This is a genomic window from Streptomyces sp. HNM0645 (assembly GCF_030056615.1).
Taxonomy (GTDB): domain Bacteria; phylum Actinomycetota; class Actinomycetes; order Streptomycetales; family Streptomycetaceae; genus Streptomyces; species Streptomyces marianii.
On record NZ_JASHLT010000033.1, the window covers coordinates 1 to 16,326 of the forward strand.

14 protein-coding genes are annotated in these 16,326 nt (G+C 73.3%); 9 read left to right on the forward strand and 5 right to left on the reverse strand.

The window, feature by feature from the left end:
- Nucleotides 1-167 precede the first annotated feature (167 nt).
- Nucleotides 168-1,472 (reverse strand): TerD family protein, encoded by a 1,305-nt coding sequence (locus tag QMZ92_RS22320; RefSeq protein WP_502962111.1) that lies wholly within the window; start codon nt 1,470-1,472, stop codon nt 168-170.
- Between the two features lie 251 nt (nt 1,473-1,723).
- Between QMZ92_RS22320 and QMZ92_RS22325 the strand changes: the two genes are divergently transcribed.
- The 4 genes from QMZ92_RS22325 to QMZ92_RS22340 all read left to right on the forward strand — a co-directional run bounded on the left by QMZ92_RS22325 (nt 1,724) and on the right by QMZ92_RS22340 (nt 6,389).
- The gene (locus tag QMZ92_RS22325) at nt 1,724-2,176 is read left to right on the forward strand and encodes a DUF6643 family protein (RefSeq protein WP_283299180.1); all 453 of its coding nucleotides are present in this window, start codon (nt 1,724-1,726) and stop codon (nt 2,174-2,176) included.
- 57 nt (nt 2,177-2,233) lie between these two features.
- Nucleotides 2,234-3,058 carry an MOSC domain-containing protein gene (locus tag QMZ92_RS22330; protein ID WP_283299181.1) on the forward strand — a complete coding sequence of 275 codons (825 nt, stop codon included), beginning with the start codon at nt 2,234-2,236 and terminating at the stop codon, nt 3,056-3,058.
- Nucleotides 3,059-3,176: 118 nt separating this feature from the next.
- A complete protein-coding gene (locus tag QMZ92_RS22335) occupies nt 3,177-3,866 on the forward strand; it encodes an Rv1733c family protein (protein WP_349307750.1) in 690 nt (229 codons plus the stop codon).
- A 90-nt stretch (nt 3,867-3,956) separates the two neighbouring features.
- The gene (locus QMZ92_RS22340; RefSeq protein ID WP_283299182.1) at nt 3,957-6,389 is read left to right on the forward strand and encodes a right-handed parallel beta-helix repeat-containing protein; all 2,433 of its coding nucleotides are present in this window, start codon (nt 3,957-3,959) and stop codon (nt 6,387-6,389) included.
- Here the strand turns inward: QMZ92_RS22340 and QMZ92_RS22345 are convergent.
- Nucleotides 6,359-8,857 carry a hypothetical protein gene (locus QMZ92_RS22345; protein WP_283299185.1) on the reverse strand — a complete coding sequence of 833 codons (2,499 nt, stop codon included), beginning with the start codon at nt 8,855-8,857 and terminating at the stop codon, nt 6,359-6,361. The genes QMZ92_RS22340 and QMZ92_RS22345 overlap by 31 nt on opposite strands.
- Nucleotides 8,858-9,081: 224 nt before the next feature.
- Between QMZ92_RS22345 and QMZ92_RS22350 the strand changes: the two genes are divergently transcribed.
- From QMZ92_RS22350 to QMZ92_RS22360, 3 genes are all read left to right on the forward strand, one after another.
- Complete coding sequence (locus QMZ92_RS22350; protein ID WP_283299186.1) at nt 9,082-9,936, forward strand: DeoR/GlpR family DNA-binding transcription regulator; 855 nt, start codon at nt 9,082-9,084, stop codon at nt 9,934-9,936.
- On the forward strand, nt 9,933-10,385 hold the full coding sequence (locus QMZ92_RS22355) for an SRPBCC family protein (protein ID WP_283299187.1): 453 nt from the start codon (nt 9,933-9,935) through the stop codon (nt 10,383-10,385). The genes QMZ92_RS22350 and QMZ92_RS22355 overlap by 4 nt, the downstream gene beginning before the upstream one ends.
- Nucleotides 10,386-10,568: 183 nt before the next feature.
- The gene (locus QMZ92_RS22360; protein WP_283299188.1) at nt 10,569-11,048 is read left to right on the forward strand and encodes an SRPBCC family protein; all 480 of its coding nucleotides are present in this window, start codon (nt 10,569-10,571) and stop codon (nt 11,046-11,048) included.
- A gap of 194 nt (nt 11,049-11,242) precedes the next feature.
- On the opposite strand, the gene cds1 is transcribed toward QMZ92_RS22360, so the two are convergent.
- The gene (cds1, locus tag QMZ92_RS22365) at nt 11,243-12,358 is read right to left on the reverse strand and encodes an L-cysteine desulfhydrase Cds1 (protein ID WP_283299189.1); all 1,116 of its coding nucleotides are present in this window, start codon (nt 12,356-12,358) and stop codon (nt 11,243-11,245) included.
- 182 nt (nt 12,359-12,540) lie between these two features.
- On the opposite strand from cds1, the gene QMZ92_RS22370 reads away from it, so the two are divergent.
- The gene (locus QMZ92_RS22370) at nt 12,541-12,888 is read left to right on the forward strand and encodes a hypothetical protein (protein WP_283299190.1); all 348 of its coding nucleotides are present in this window, start codon (nt 12,541-12,543) and stop codon (nt 12,886-12,888) included.
- A 200-nt stretch (nt 12,889-13,088) separates the two neighbouring features.
- Nucleotides 13,089-13,610, forward strand: a complete 522-nt coding sequence (locus QMZ92_RS22375; protein WP_283299191.1) for an ATP-binding protein — start codon at nt 13,089-13,091, stop codon at nt 13,608-13,610.
- 224 nt (nt 13,611-13,834) lie between these two features.
- Here the strand turns inward: QMZ92_RS22375 and QMZ92_RS22380 are convergent, their stop codons facing one another.
- The gene (locus QMZ92_RS22380; protein ID WP_283299192.1) at nt 13,835-14,617 is read right to left on the reverse strand and encodes an SAM-dependent methyltransferase; all 783 of its coding nucleotides are present in this window, start codon (nt 14,615-14,617) and stop codon (nt 13,835-13,837) included.
- A 338-nt stretch (nt 14,618-14,955) separates the two neighbouring features.
- Complete coding sequence (locus QMZ92_RS22385; protein WP_283299193.1) at nt 14,956-16,200, reverse strand: ROK family protein; 1,245 nt, start codon at nt 16,198-16,200, stop codon at nt 14,956-14,958.
- Nucleotides 16,201-16,326: the final 126 nt, after the last annotated feature.

Consider the following 16,326-nt stretch of genomic DNA (forward strand, 5'->3'; position numbering starts at 1 on the left):
CGCCTCGCCCTCGGACGCTCCGGCAGGGACACTCATACACAGCGGCCGTTCCTCGATGCTTCGTTGCTCGACACCTCGAAGCGTGAAGAACGGCCGCCTCCGCTGTCCCGGAAAGAACCGCAGATCAGCAGGTCGGGTGACCCGCGCGGTTAAACGCCAAGCTCAGGTCACTTCCTGCCCGGTGTCCAGTTCATGCCCCAGCCGTAGGCGTAATCGATGGTGCGTTGGGGGCTCACTCCGCGTTCCGGCACCAGGTAGCGGGCCTCCCGCTGGACGACGAGGTCGCCGCCCTGGTTGGTGATCAGGGCGAGGGCGCAGACGGTGGACGGGACGGTGCACTCGTCGAGCGAGAAGTCGACGGGGGCGCCGTGCTGCGGCTGGAGGGTGACGGTGGCGTGCAGATCGGCGAAGCTGCGCGCGCCCTCGTAGACGGTGACGAAGATGACCACGCGACGGAGCTTGTCCCGGTGGTCGAGGTTGATGGTGAGGTTCTCGCCGGCGGCCACCGCGCCGGTGCGGTCGTCGCCGTCGAGGTGGATGTACGGGGGCTGGTGGAGGGCGCCGAACGCGTTGCCGAGGGCCTGGACCACTCCCTTGCGGCCGTCGGAGAGTTCGAAGAGCGCGCACAGGTCGAGGTCGAGATCGGCGTGCATGGCCACGGCCCGGCCGAGCTTGGCGCCCCAGCCCGTGAACTGCTTGCGCACCTCCCAGTTGAGGTTGACCCGCATGACGCCGGAGGTGCCGCCCTGCTTGCTGAGCGAGACGGTCGGCGACTCCTTGGTCAGTGTGACCTTGGTGAGGCGTACGGGCGCGGTGGGGGGCGCGGGCGGCGGCGCGGCGACGGCTGCCGGGGTGTGCGACGGTGCCACCGGCGCGGGAGGCGCCACCGGGGTCGCCGGCGTCCGCGGTGCCACGGGCGGAGCCGGGGGAGCCGCCTGCCGGGGTTCGTCGACGGTGATGCCGAAGTCGGTCGCGAGGCCCTCCAGTCCGCTGTCGTACCCCTGCCCCACGGCCCGGAACTTCCAGGCGCCCTGGCGCCGGTAGAGCTCGCCGAGGATGAAGGCCGTCTCGACCGTCGCGTCCTGGCTCTCGTAGCGCGCGATCTCGGTGCCCGCCGCGGCGTCCACGACCCGTACGTACAGTCCCGGCACCTGTCCGAAGCTGCCTCCGTCGGCGGAGGCGGCGAGCACGATCCGCCCGACGGCGGGCTCGACGCGCCCCAGGTCGACCGCGAGCCGGTCGGTCGTGGCACCGCCGGCGGCGTGCTTGCCCTCGTGGCGCACCGCGCCCGAGGCGTGGGTCGGCTGGTTGTAGAAGACGAAGTCCGCGTCGGAGCGGACCTTTCCCGATCCGGAGTCGAGCAGCAGCGCGGACGCGTCCACGTCCGGGCCCCCCGTTCCCGAACTCCAGCCCAACTCGACCCGAACGTTCAGCGCGGGTACCGGAACATTGGCTCCTTTGAGCATGGACATCCTCGCCCCCATCGTGGTCCTCGTGCCCGGAGAAGTGTGTGCGGACACGGTAGCCGCGGCGCCGCCCGCACAGCCCCCACGACCCGTGGGTAACCCCCTCCCAGCTTGTCCTTTACACGATCTGGAGGCTTCGGGATGACCGTTTTTTCCCGGGTTCGCTCTGATTGGGGAATCCCAGTCACAAGTAACACGTCAAACAACCCTCTTATCGGGCTCCCCAACCAGCACATCGTGGGCTTAACTTATGTGCCATGACCTCCCCCCGCTCCACCTACGGTGGCGGTTACTACTCCGCGCCGTCGTTCCCCGACACCCCGATCTACGACTCCCTGGTCGCTGAGCGGGGCACGCCTCAGATCGCGCCGATCCGAGTGCCTTCCGCGTACGACACCGGCAACAGCTACCTGCCGGCGCTGCCCGCGGCCCTCCCCGCCCTTCCGGCGGCCCCCTCCCAGCCCGGTCCGGCCTACGGCTACCCCCAGCCCGTGCCGCAGCCGGTCCCGCTGCAGCAGACGGCGGCTCCGTACATCCCCCAGCAGCCCGCCGGTCCGCGCGGCTACCCGGGCGGCCAGCCGCAGCCGATGGCCCGCCCGATGGCGGGCGGGTACGAGGCGATGCGACCGGCCGCGGCACCGCGGCCGATGCCCACGCCCGCACCGTACGACGATCCGTACAACCGGCCGTACCAGGGCGGTGGCTACTGACGCCGGTCCGGCCGACGTGACCGGCGGCAGGTGAGGAGCACCTGGCAGGATGGCCGTATGGCGACCCCCGCACTCCGCTCCCTCCATGTCCATCCGGTCAAGTCCGTCGCCGGACACGTGACGGCCGAGGCCGCCGTGGAGCCCTGGGGGCTCGCGGGCGACCGGCGGTGGATGCTCGTCGACGCGGCGGACCGGATGGTCACCCAACGCCAGCAGCCGCGCCTGGCGTTGGCCGCCGCCGCGCCCTTGCCTGACGGTGCCGTCCGGCTGACCGCACCGGGTGCCGCACCGCTGACCGTGGCGGTGCCCGAGCCGTCCGACGCCGCCACCGTGGAGCTGTTCGGGGAGAAGGTGGAGGCGGTGCCGGCGGGCGCCGCCTCCGACCGGTGGTTCAGCGCGTACCTGGGCGCACCCGTCCGGCTGGTGTACCTCGACGACCCCGCGTACCGCCGCCCGATCGACCCGGACTACGCGCTGCCGGGCGAGACGGTGTCCTTCGCCGACGGCTTCCCGCTCCTTCTCGTCTCCGTCACCTCGCTCGACGCGCTCAACTCGCTGATCGCCCAGGGCGACCACCCGGACGAGGGCCCGTTGCCCGTGAACCGCTTCCGTCCCAATCTCGTCGTGGACGGCACGGCCCCGTGGGCCGAGGACCACTGGCGGCGGATCACGGTCGGCGAGGTGTCCTTCCGGGTGGCCAAGCCGTGCGGCCGCTGTGTCGTGACGACAACCGACCAGGCCACGGCCGAGCGCGGCAAGGAACCGCTGCGCACCCTCGCCCGGCACCGCCGCTTCGGGGACCGGCTGGTCTTCGGTCAGAACCTGGTGCCCGAGCACACCGGCACCGTCCGCGTCGGCGACCCGGTGCGCGTCCTCGCCTGATCCGCCCCGCCGAACCCGCGTGCACGTCCTCGCCCGACCGCCCCGGCCGAACCCGTGTCAATCGCCCTTTCCGGGGGAACCCGCCGCAGAGGCACGCCCGTTGGGGGAGCGAGGACGTGTGATTGCTCTCTTTTCGACCAAGACGCGCACGAGCCGCTCCCCGGGCGGCTACGACGGACGCCTGAGGGGGTGCGGAACGGTGCGAGCGGTCTCGGGTCTCTGGCGCTGGCGGCACAATCCGCTGCGCCGCACGACCGATCTGGTCGAGGCGTGGGTGGCGTGCGCCGCCGCTGTGCTGCTCGTCCTCGCCGTGCCCGCCGCCGGGTGGGGTCTCGGCGGGCTCGCCGACGAGGCGATGCAGGAGTCGGTGCGGGCGCAGGCCGCGGAGCGCCGTCCCGCGATCGCCCGGGTACTGCACGCCCCGCCCTCGCCCGGGCGCACCGCGGCCGATCCGGACTCGGCGGTGGACCAACGGATACGCAGGCCGGTGGTCGCCGAGTGGACGGCGCCGGACGGCACCCGGCGCAGCGGCAGGGTGACCACCGCCGTCCCCACGGCCGGTCCCGGCGACACCTTCCCGATCTGGACGGACCGGCGGGGCGCCCCGGTGGCCCGCCCGATGGACCCGGACACCGCACGGGCCCACTCCGTGCTGGCGGGCACCGGTGCCGCCGCAGCGGCGGCGGGACTGGTGGAGGCCGTCCGGCGGCTGATCGTACGGGGACTGGTGCAGCGGCGGTACGAGGCGCTCGACCGCGAGTGGGTGAAAGCCGGTCCCGACTGGGGCCGCACGGGCGCGGGCAGCTGAGCGGTCAACCCCCGCTTCCCACGCACGCTACGGTGGTGCGACGCGCGGCACGGGCGCGACCGACGCACGAGGTGGGGGCAGAGCAGCACCATGGCACAGGGCACGGTCCAGGTGACGCACACCGGCACATCGCGGTGGCGGCGCCGCACGGGTGAGTACGCCTCCCTCGCCGCAGCCCTGGAGGCGGCGGCCGACGGCGACGTCCTCACCGTCTCTCCCGGTACGTACCGGGAGAACCTCGTACTCCGGCGTGCAGTGACCCTGCGCGGGACGGACGGATCGGCGGGCTCGGTGCGCATCGCCCCCTCCGACGGGGTGCCGCTGACGGTGAGCGCCTCGGCGACCGTACAGGACCTGCACGTCGAGGGGCAGGACGCCACCGCGCCGGCGCTGCTCGTCGAGGACGGCACTCCCGAACTGACGGATCTGCGGATCGTGACGCGCTCGGCTGCGGGCATCGAGGTCCGCGGGGCGGCCCGGCCGACGGTCCGGAGGTGCACGGTGGACAATCCGGCCGGCGTGGGGATCGGCGTACTGGACGGCGCGGGCGGGGTGTTCGAGGAGTGCGAGGTCGTCGCCGCCGGGCAGTCCGGGGTGTCGGTACGCGGCGGCGCGCACCCGCGGCTGGAGCGCTGCCGGGTGCACCACGCCTCCGGCACCGGGCTGAGCGTGACCGGCGAGGGCAGCTCTCTGGAGGCGCTCGGCTGCGAGGTGTACGAGATCAAGGGCGCGGGCATGCAGGTCGCGTCACGGGCGACGGCCCATCTGACGGACTCGCGGGTGCACCGCACCTCCTCCGACGGCATCACGCTCGACACCGACGCGGTGCTCACCCTCGCCGACTGCGACATCCACGACGTACCGGAGAACGCGGTGGACCTCCGGTCGCGTTCGGTGCTCACGCTCACCCGCTCCACCGTGCGGCGGTTCGGCCGCAACGGCCTCTCGGTGTGGGACCCGGGGACACGCGTCGACGCCAACCAGTGCGAGATCCACGACAGCACGGGCGACTACCCCGCGGTATGGGTCAGCGACGGCGCGACCGCGGTCCTCGAGTCCTGCCGTGTGCACGACGTTCCGGACGCCCTGTTCGTCCTGGACCGGGGCTCGCGTGCCGATGTGGTCGACAGCGATCTGACCCAGGTGCGGAACACGGCCGTGTCCGTCAGCGACGGTGCCACGGCCCAGCTCGACGACTGCCGGATCCGGGAGGCCTCCACGGGCGCCTGGTTCCGGGACCACGGCAGCGGCGGCACGCTCAGCAACTGCGCCATCGACGGCGCCCAGACGGGTGTCATCGTCACCAAGGGCGCGGACCCGTCGATCGAACGGTGCACCGTCACCTCGCCGGCCGAGGCCGGGTTCTACGTCTCCGCCGAGGGCCGCGGCACCTTCCTCGGCTGCCGGGTCTCGGGCAGTGGAGGTTACGGCTTCCATGTGATGGACGGCTGCCGTACGACCCTGACCCGTTGCCGCACGGAGCGGTGCGCACGCGGCGGTTACGAGTACCCCGAGGACGGGACGGCCGTGGAGGACTGCACCAGCGACGAGAGCGGTGTGCGCTCGGCGCCGCCCGCGACGGCCCCGGCGGTGGCCACCGTCGCCCAGTCCCCCGGGCTGCTGCCCATGATCCCCGGCCAGCGGACCGCCGAGCCCGAGCCCGCCGCCGCCCCGGCGCCCGCGCCCGCGCCAGCGACGGCGGCCAGGACGTCCGACGCCGTACTCGGTGAACTGGACGCCCTGGTCGGCCTGGAGAGCGTCAAGCGCGAGGTACGGACGCTGACGAACATGATCGAGGTGGGCCGGCGCCGCAAGGAGGCGGGCCTCAAGGCCGCGTCGGTCCGCCGCCATCTGGTCTTCACCGGCTCCCCCGGCACCGGCAAGACGACCGTGGCGCGGCTGTACGGCGAGATCCTGGCGTCCCTCGGGGTGCTGGAGCGCGGCCATCTCGTCGAGGTGTCCCGGGTCGACCTGGTCGGCGAGCACATCGGATCCACCGCCATCCGCACCCAGGAGGCCTTCGAACGGGCCCGCGGCGGAGTGCTGTTCATCGACGAGGCGTACGCCCTCTCACCGGAGGACTCCGGCCGGGACTTCGGCCGGGAGGCCATCGACACGCTGGTGAAGCTGATGGAGGACCACCGGGACGCCGTGGTCGTGATCGTCGCCGGGTACACCGCCGAGATGGAGCGGTTCCTCTCGGTCAACCCCGGCGTGGCGTCCCGCTTCTCACGGACCATCACCTTCAGCGACTACGTCCCCGGCGAGCTGCTGCGCATCGTGGAGCAGCAGGCCGAGGAGCACGAGTACCGGCTGGCCGAGGGCACGGCCGAGGCCCTGCAGAAGTACTTCACGGCACTGCCGAAGGGCCCGGCGTTCGGTAACGGACGGACCGCGCGCCAGACCTTCGAGTCGATGGTCGAACGGCACGCGGGCCGGGTCGCCGAGCTCACCGAGCTCACCGAGCCCAGCACGGACGACCTGTCGCTGCTCTACCCCGAGGACCTGCCCGAACTGCCCTGAGCCGGGGCGGACTCGTCGCGCTGGCGGGGCAGGGCGGGCGGCAGCCGTTCCAGCAGTGCCCGGCGTTCCTCGGCGAACGCCGGGTCGGCCTGGTAGTCGGAGTGCCCGAGAACGGGCTCCGGCAGGGGATGGGTGTCCGTGCGCCCGTACACCACGGGGTCCTTGAGTGCTTCCCGGTCGACCTCGGGCTTGCCGTCCTCGGCGGGGAGCCGGACCGGGCCGCCGATCGGGTCGGTGTGTCGCCACAGGTTCCGCCAGCAGTGCAGTTCCCGGTGCAGCCCGCGCAGCTGCACGGCACCGAAGTAGGCGGGGAACCAGCGGCCGTAGAGCCGCTCCAGCGGTGAGCCGTAGGTGAGCAGGGCGACGCGCCGGCGGGTGGCCGGGGTCAGCTGCCAGACCGCGGCGGCGGCCAGCACACTGCCCTGCGAATGGCCGGAGATCACGAGCCGTCCCCCGGTGGCCGACGTCCACGACGCCATACGCCAGGTGAGGTCGGGAACGGCCCGCTCGGCGTAGCACGGCGGCGCGAAGGGGTGGGCGGCGCGCGGCCAGAACGTGCCGACGTCCCAGAGGATGCCGATGGTGCGGCGGGCGGAGGCGTCCCGGTAGGCACGCCGACCCCAGGTGACGAAGAGGATGAAGCCCAGTCCGATCAGCCAGGAGCCGAGGGCCTGCGCGACGTCGGCCGCTGCCTCGACGGCCGGGTGTGCCCGGTCGAAGGCTTCGCCCGGCACCTCCGCGCTGACCCACGCCCCGGCGACGGCGCCCGCGCCGAGCAGCAGCGTCGCGAAGCACACGATGCCGAGCACCGCGGGCGCGGCGTCGGTGAGACCCGCCCGGGCGCGGGTGCCCGCGATCCGGCGGGTGCGCACGTGGTCGGGCCGCTCGTCCGGATATTCCTGTTCGACGCGGTCCTCGAGGGCCCGCGCCGTCCGCCAGGTCCGTACGCCGAGGACGCAGAGCGGCACCAGCAGCAGGAGCAGCAGGACGGGGATGACGGACGCCTGCCAGCTCAACAGCACCGGCGGCCCCGGGATCGCCCCCTCCCCCTCCCCGGGGGTGCCCGACCCGTCGAGCCAGTCGGCGACCCGCTGGGCGACGCCGCCGGTCATCACGCCGCCGAGCGCGCAGGCGAGCAGGGCGACCGCGGGACCACCGAGACCCCACAGGGCGGCGCGGCCTTGCCGGGCGCGGCGGTGCAGCAGGTGCGCGGCGACGGCGAGCGTGACGACGAGCGCCCCCTGGGCGAGGGCGATGACGCGGAAGGCGACCTCGCCGGGGAGCGTGCCCTGGGACGCCCAGCCGGGGCGGGACCAGGACCCGTACACCATCGCGACGGCGAGCAGGACGAGGGTGACGCAGGGCAGCCAGCGGACGACGGCGCGGTCGATCCGGTTGTCGACGACCTCCTCGCTGCGTCCGCGGCGGACGACGACGGCGACGACGAAGACACCGGCGAGGACCAGTACCGCCTCGAGGACCGAGCCGGAGAGTTCCAGGGCGCGGACGCCCGCGCTGCGGTCGTGGCGCGCGGCGGCGCCGGTCACGGCTGCGGCGATGACCAGGAACCCGGCGGCGGTGTGCGCCGCGCGCAGCCGGCCGACCAGCCGACGGCCGTACCAGAACCCCGGCCGGCCCAGTGCGGGTCGGTCGGTCTGCGCGGTGAGGGCAGGGGTCGCGCTGCTCCCGGTCCCGAGGGAGCCGTCTCCGTCGCCGGGGCTCAGACGGACCCGGCCGGCCCGGGGGCCGGAGGCGTCGTGACCGCCCGCCGTTGCCTCGGAGTCCTCGCTCTGCGGGCGAGCGGCGGCAGCGGGGGGCGTGGTGGTGGTGGCGTTCGGCGGACGCTGGGCCTCGTAGGCGCTCCAGGTGCGGTTGGACAGGTACCAGAGCAGGCCCACCAGGGCCGCCGGCAGCAGGGCGGCGAGGGAGAGCCGGCGGCCGGGCTGGGACCACCAGCCGTCGTGGGAGGCGGAGAGGAAGCCGATCCAGGAACCGTTCCGGGAGCAGCGGGCGGAGCCGGCGCACTGCCATGCCGTCAGGTCGAGGGCGACCTCGCAGGCCGCAGCGGTGAACAGCACCGTCAGGCTGAGGGCGACAAGCCGGACGAGCATCCCGTACAGCCGTAAGGTCCGGGCTCTGCCCGTGGTGGCGGGCCGCATCCAGTGGGCCAGGTTGACGACCATGAACGGCAGGAGGAGCAGCCACAGGGCCCTGGCCCCGTTGCCGGAGGTGAGATTGGACCAGCAGTACGCCTCCGGGACCGGCCCGTCGCGATCGCGGTCGTGGCGGTGCTCGGCGTCGGAGTCGTCGGTACGCCGGTACACGGCGGCCGTGGCGTCGCCGGTGACCCGGACCGTGCGGGGATCGCCGAGCATGTCCTGCGGAGTGGCTCCGCCGACGCCGTGGACCAGCAGTTCCAGTGCGGCTCCGCCGGCCTGCGGCGCGGGGTCCGGTGTGGCAGGGGACACTTCTGCGGCTCGCTCTCTGCCGGCGGGATCACGGCGGTGGGAGTGTCTGCGGCGCGACCAGAATCCCGGAACACGTGGCAGCGCCGCATGCCCTTCCACCGAATCTTCCCGCCACCGGCGGCGAAGCCACCGTGGGAGGATGAGGTTCCTCGGTGAACGGCGGACGGATGGGCAGCGGGCCCGACAGCGAACCCGACCGCGAAACGGAAGGACCGGCCACGGCGGTGAGCGACAATCAGAACTTCCTGGCGGAGCAGCGTCGTGCTCTCATCCTCGACGAGGTACGGCGGCGCGGCGGTGTGCGGGTCAACGAACTCACCCGCCGGCTGAAGGTCTCCGACATGACCGTGCGCCGCGACCTCGACGCCCTCGCCCGGCAGGGCGCCCTGGAGAAGGTGCACGGGGGCGCGGTGCCGGTCGTCGCGGCGAGCACGCACGAGCCCGGTTTCGAGGCCAAGTCGTCCTTGGAGCCCGGTGCCAAGGAGGACATCGCCCGTGCCGCGGCGGCGATGGTCGTCCCGGGGAGCGCCATCGCCCTCTCGGGCGGCACGACGACGTACGCGCTGGCCCACCGCCTCCTCGACGTCGCCGATCTGACGGTGGTGACCAACTCGGTGCGGGTGGCCGACGTGCTCCACACGGTCCAGCGGCCGGGCGGTGCCTCCGGGCGGCCTCCGGGCGCCCCCACGGTGGTCCTCACGGGAGGGGTACGCACTCCTTCGGACTCGCTGGTGGGTCCGGTCGCCGATCAGGCGATCCGCTCCCTCCACTTCGACGTGCTGTTCCTGGGAGTCCACGGCATCTCGGTGGAGGCCGGGCTGTCGGCGCCCAGTCTGGCGGAGGCCGAGACCAACCGCCGGCTGGTCCGCTCGGCCCGCCGGGTGGTGGTCGTCGCGGACCACACCAAGTGGGGCACGGTCGGACTGAGTTCGTTCGCCCGGCTGGACGAGGTGGACACGCTGGTCACGGACTCGGGGCTGCCGGAGAGGGCACGCGAGGAGATCACCGAGCACCTGCCGAACCTGGTGGTCGCCGGTGGTCCCGCCGAGCCGCCGGAGCAGCCGGAGCAGCCGGAATGACCGTCTTCCGGGTAGTGCGGGCGACGCCGCTGCAGGCCGGGGAGGCATGGCGGCGGCTCACCGACTGGCCGGCACATGCCGCACAGGTGCCCCTGACCCGGATCTCCGTGGCGACGGAAGGCCCGAGCGGCGAGGGCACCCTGTTCGTGGCCCGTACGGGCGTGGGCCGGGCGCACTTCGACGATCCCATGGAGATCGTGCGCTGGGAGCCGCCGGCGGCCGGGCGGCCCGGGCACTGCCGGCTGGAGAAGCGCGGCCGGGTCGTGCTGGGCTGGGCGGAGATCGAGGTGCGGGAGTCCCCGGCCGGATCGGTGGTGACCTGGACGGAGGAGCTGCGGGTGCGGGGGCTGCCGGCTGCGGCGGGCCCGCTTGTGGCGCGGGCGGGGCGGCGGGTCTTCGGCCGCGCGGTGGACGGTCTGCTGGGCCGTGGTCCGCAACCGCGGGAGTGACCGTCGACGGGTCGTCGGCTATCGTGTGCGGGCCCCACCCGCCGGGCGGGTCGCCCGGTTCCCCTCTGCGGTCCACGGTCTCCCGTCCGTCGCTCGCCCGCGTCCGTCTCCCCTGACCACCCGGCCCCCTCGTCCTCGCCCCCTGCGACCGCTCCTGCCCTGCAGTCCCCGGAGGTACGGTTCATGGTTCACCGACTCAGGTCCGTGGAGCTGGACTTCGCCGAGTCCGCACCCGTCCGGCTGGTCTTCACGGAGGAGTTGCGGGCCGACCCTCATGACGTGTACCGCGCGCTCGCGGAGGACGTCGAGGACTGGCCCGGCTGGTTCACGGCCGTCACGTCCGCCCGGCCGACCCAGGACGGCCGGGGCCGGGAGGTGCGGCTGCGCGGCGGTACGCGCTTCCGAGAGACGATCATGAGCACGGAGCCCGGTGAGCGCTACGCGTACCGCATCGACGAGACCAACGCCCCGGGCATGCGGGCGATGCTCGAGGAGTGGCGGCTGGCTCCCGCGGGATCCGGAACCAGGGTGCGGTGGACGATGGCGGTCGACGGCGCCGCTCCGCTGCGGCTCCTGATGGGGCTCGCAAAGCCGGCGGTGGGCCGCGCCTTCCGTGATGCGGTACGCAACCTGGACCGGCGGCTCACCTCGCCCCCTGCGTAACCGGCTGACGCCGGGAGCGGTGCGGGAGACAGCGCGGCGGCGGGGACGGTCCCACCCGTACCCGTCGGGCCCACGGAGCCGGCGTTCGCGTCGTCACGCCGGTGTTCCGCGGACATGCCGGGCCGCGGTCCGGCGAACGCCCCCGCCGTCCGGGCCCCATCGGCCGGGCCGGAGTCGGCCGTGTCCGGGGGTGGTCAGCCGGGCCAGACCCCCGTGTGCAGGAACTCCTCGATGGCGGCGGTGTAGGGGGCGATGTCGAGCCCCTGCCCAGCCAGCCAGTCGTCGGAGTAGTACTTGTCCAGGTAGCGGTCGCCAGGATCGCAGATCAGGGTCACGACACTCCCCTGCTCGCCCGCCGCCACCATCTCCGCGACGATCTTCAGCGCGCTCCACAGTCCCGTGCCGGTGGAGCCGCCGGCCTTGCGGCCGATGACCTTCTCAAGGGCCCGCACGGCAGCGACGGTCGCCGCGTCGGGCACCTTCATCATCCGGTCGACGGCTCCGGGCACGAAGCTCGGCTCCATGCGGGGCCGCCCGATGCCCTCGATGCGTGATCCGCAGTCGCTCGTGGCCAGCGCGTCACCTCGGGTCCAGCCGTCGAAGAAGCAGGAGTTCTCCGGGTCGGGGACGCAGACCCTGGTGTCGTACTGCATGTAGTGGACGTAGCGGGCGATGGTCGCCGAGGTGCCGCCGGTACCGGCGGTGGCCACGATCCAAGCGGGCTCCGGGTAGCGCTCCAACCTCAGCTGCTGGTAGATCGATTCGGCGATGTTGTTGTTGCCGCGCCAGTCGGTCGCCCGCTCGGCGTAGGTGAACTGGTCCATGTAGTGACCGCCGGTCCGGGCGGCGAGGGTCGCGGACTCCTCGTACATCTTCCGCGAGTCGTCCACGAAGTGGCACCGGCCTCCGTGGAATTCGATGAGGCGGCACTTCTCCGCACTGGTGGTGCGCGGCATCACGGCGATGAAGGGCACGCCGATCAGTTTGGCGAAGTAGGCCTCGGAGACGGCGGTCGAGCCGCTCGACGCCTCGATGACCGGCTTGCCCGGCCGGATCCAGCCGTTGCACAACCCGTACAGGAACAGCGAACGTGCCAGCCGGTGCTTGAGGCTCCCCGTCGGGTGGGTGGACTCGTCCTTGAGGTAGAGATCGATGCCCCACGACTCGGGCAGCGGGAAACGCAGCAGATGGGTGTCGGCCGAGCGGTTGGCATCGGCCTGCACCTTCCGTACCGCTTCTTTCAGCCAGGCCCGGTACTCGGGATCGCTGCGGTCCACATCGACGGTGGCCATCGCCTCGTAGGTGGTCATGCGCCCCGCTCCTCACTGTCAGGCCAACGCTTCCCACTGTCCACGATATGCCCCTCACCTGCACAAACGTTACCTTTGGGCTTCCATAGGGGTTGCTTGTGGAAGCGGCGGGGAAGCGCTCTGGTGCCCGTGCGGGTGCCTGTGCAGACTGAGGTGCAGGAGCGGGCGCGAAGGGGGCGGCCATGTCGGATGCGGAGTTCACGGCAGCCATGCCGGAGCCGGAGTTCAGCGCTACGGGTGTGCGGATCGAGCGGTGGCCACGCTCGCTCACGACGGCCGGTCAGGTCCTGGTCGAGGGCGGCCAGCTCGCCCTGCTGACCAGTTACGGACGGGTCATCGACAGCGCGCCCGTGCAGGCGGTCAGGGTGGGCAGGCCCTGGTTCGCGGGAAGCAGCGACATCGCGGTCGCCACGGTCAACGGCACCCGCTACCGGCTGACGCTGAACGGAGCCCGGCGGGAACTCGGCGACGAGGCGCTGACCGGCCGCCTCCTGGAGGTGCTCCGCAAGGCCGGAGGCGGCTCGGGCTGAGCCGCCGAACCATCCCCCACCTGCGCCGCGTGTGCGCGGAGTTGCGGAGGTGTCACGCCGGGTTCACTCTTGACTCATCACTCAGGGTTCACCGGCGGTGACACTGTGACCCCGTCCCGCCGGCGCATACAGCAGGCAGCAGCCAACTGCTGGATCCGATCCTTCGTCTTCTTCCGGACCTCATTCGGGGAGTCGCAGCCGTGATCAGCGAGGCAAGCAGGCATTGCACGGTGGAGCTCCAGGCTCTTCCGTCGCGGATCGGTCAGGTCCGCAGAATCGTGTCGGCGCAATTGCGCTACTGGCAGCTCGATCGCTTGATCGACCAGGCGGCTCTCGGCGTCACCGAGCTCCTGACCAACGTCCACCGGCACGCACAGCCCGACAAACTGTGCACCGTGGAGATGGAGCTGCTCTTCGACCGGCTCACCGTTTCGGTGCACGACCACGACCCCCGGATACCGATGCTCGGGTCCGCGGGACCGCTCGAGACCACCGGCCGTGGACTCGCGCTGATCGAGGCCGTGAGCGAGAGCTGGGGCGTGCTGCCCAAGGGCGACGCGGGCAAAGTCGTCTGGTTCACGCTCCCCACGGCGCTCCCGACGCCGGCGGCACCGTCGCCGTACGCCGTCACCGCGGTGTTCGGCGCGGCCGCCACTCCCTTCCCCGTCGTCGAGGCCGAGCCGCGGGAACGTGCCCCGGTGCGGGCGGCCGTGGCGACCTGAACCTACGCTCCGGGACGGCTCCGGCCGACGACCAGGCCGGGTCCCGACCGGCCCTCCCGGAAGCCCGGGGCGGCCGGTCGGGGTGCGGGCGTCAGACCGGGCCGCCCCTCGCGTTCGGCCCGAACTGCTCGTCCCGAACACGAGCGTCATCCCGGGAGGGCGTCCGGGTCGTCGTACGGCCTGCGGCGGTGTGCGTACCGCCCGGAGGGTACGGGTACGCCGCGTCAGGCGACCGGGATCAGCGTGAGGTAGGCAAGGCCCAGCACGTTCCGGTAACCGCGCAGCCAGCTCGCCCGGTGACGGTCCACCCGCTCGCGGGTGCCGCCGGCGAGCGGGTGTTCCGGGTGGCGGGCGAGCCACTCCTCCACGTCGGCAAGATAGCCCGACTCGAAGTCCTCCCACTCCGATTCGCCCGCGGTCTCGATCGCCTCGACACGGAATCCGGCCGCGATGGCGGCCTCGGCGACCTCGGCCAGCAGGAGGTGGTCGTCGGCCCGGGCGCCCGGCCACATCGCGGCCAGTTCCTCCGAAGTGGGAAGACGCTGCCAGAAGCCCTCGCCGAAGAGCACGCGCCCGCCCGGGGTGACCAGTGAACGCAGCGCGCGGAGCGCGGCGGTGGTCGCCGGGAGCGTCCCGGAGGCACCGGTGCCGTCCGGACCGAGCAGAGCCTGACCGGAGCCCACGCACAGCACGACGTCGGCCGGCCCGTGCGGGGTGCCGGTGGCGGACTCCTCGAGGAACCGGGCGCGTTCGAGGAGCCCGCGCCCCGCGGCGTTGCGGCGTCCGCGGGCCAGGTCGTCCCCGTTCAGGTCGATGCCCACGCCCTTGGCGCCGGGCGCCGCCTCCAGAAGCCGCAGCATCAGCTCGCCCCAGCCGCAGCCGATGTCGAGCACGGTGGCCGGTTCCCGGCGGGAGAGTCGCGCAACGAGCCGGTCGGCGCGCTCCTCGGACAGCGGCCCGTGGAAGGCGAGGTGGGTCAGGCGGGGCGGGAGTTCGTCGTCGGCCATGCCGTGGACCGTACGGCGACCGGTCCGCGGGTCGCATCCGAATTCCCTTGGGTCACAGGCGGGTCGGCCGTGGCTGCGGCGACCGCCCGCGGCGCGGCGGGCTGTCGGCCCGAAGGCCCGGCCGTCGGCCCGTCGCCGGAGCGGGACAGCCGGCGGCAGGGCCGCCCCCGACACCCTTGATGGCCCCGACACCCCTGATGCCCCGGACACCCCGACACCACCGGGTCGCGGACGCCCCCGATGCCGGTCTCCGGCGTCCCGAACGTCCCGGACGCAACGCCCGGCGGGCGTTCGGAGCGGACTCCACGGCCGGGGTTCCCAGACGCCGCACACCGGCCTCACGGTTCGCGGGCGCTCACGAAAGGCGCCTGCGCCGCCGCGCTCAGCGGATCGTCGAGCACCGGCTGCCAGGCCAGTTCCGCCGCGCCCACCAGGCTGTTGTGGTCGAGGGTGCACGGCAGGATGGGCACACTGCCGCTCCGGCCCCACAGGCTGCGGTCGGCGACCACGGCCCGCAGGCGTTCCGGATCGGCGTCGAGCAGTTCGCGGTGCAGGCCGCCGAGGATGATGCGGTCGGGGTTGAGGATGTTGACCAGCCCCGCGAGCCCGAGGCCCAGCCGGTCGACGATCTCCTCGGCCGCCGCCCGCACGGCCGGGTCGTCGTACTCCCTGCGCAGCAGGTCCCTGGCCTGCTGGAGCAGGGAGACCTCGGGGCCGGGGTCGCGACCGGCCGCCGTGAGGAACGCGAGCGGGTCGGCCTCCACGTCGAGACAGCCGCGGCTGCCGCAATGGCAGGCGCGCCCCTCGGGGTTGACCGTGAGGTGGCCCACTTCCAGGGCCAGGCCCGAGCTGCCGGTGTGCAGTCTTCCGTCGAGGACGAGCGCGCCGCCGACGCCACGGTGCCCGGTGGCGACGCAGAGGAGGTGCTGGGCTCCGCGGCCGGCACCGTGCCGGTGCTCGGCGAGGGCGGCGAGGTTGACGTCGTTGCCGGTGAAGGCGGGTCCCGTGATACCGGCCGTCTGCACGCAGTCGGCGAAGATGTCGCGGACCGGAGCGCCCGCCGGCCAGGCGAGGTGCAGCGGGTTGAGGGCGGTGCCCTCGGGCTCGGCGACGGCGGAGGGCACGGCGAGCCCGGCGCCCACGCAGCGGCGGCCGGTCTCCTCCAGCAGTTCCGCGCCCGCCTCGACGACCTCGCCGAGCACCTGCGCGGGATCGGCGGAGACCGTGACGCAGCCGGGCGCCGTCGCGACGATCGTGCCGCCGAGTCCGACCAGCGCGGCCCGGAACCCGTCGGCGTGCACCTGGGCGGCGAGGGCGACGGGGCCGTTCTCGTCCACGGCGAGACGGTGGGAGGGACGGCCCTGGGAACCGGCGGCCGCTCCGGGCCGGGAGTCCACCCGGATGAGACCGAGCGCCTCGAGTTCCGCCGCGACCGCACCGGCCGTGGCCCTGGTGACGCCCAGCTCGGCGGTCAGCACGGCCCGGGTGGGCGCGCGGCCCGTGTGGACCAGTTCCAGTGCGGGGCCGAGGGCGCCGCGGCCTCGCTCCAGCCGCGTCCGGGTGCTCGTCGCCTTGCCGTTCATGGGCGAAGTCTCCCATGATCCCGCAGACGGGGGGACGCTCCGTCGGGGCACCGCCGTGCGGCCGGAGGACGGTTCCCCGGGCGAGCACGGAGGCGGCTTCCGTACGCCGCCCCCCGCGCGTGGCCC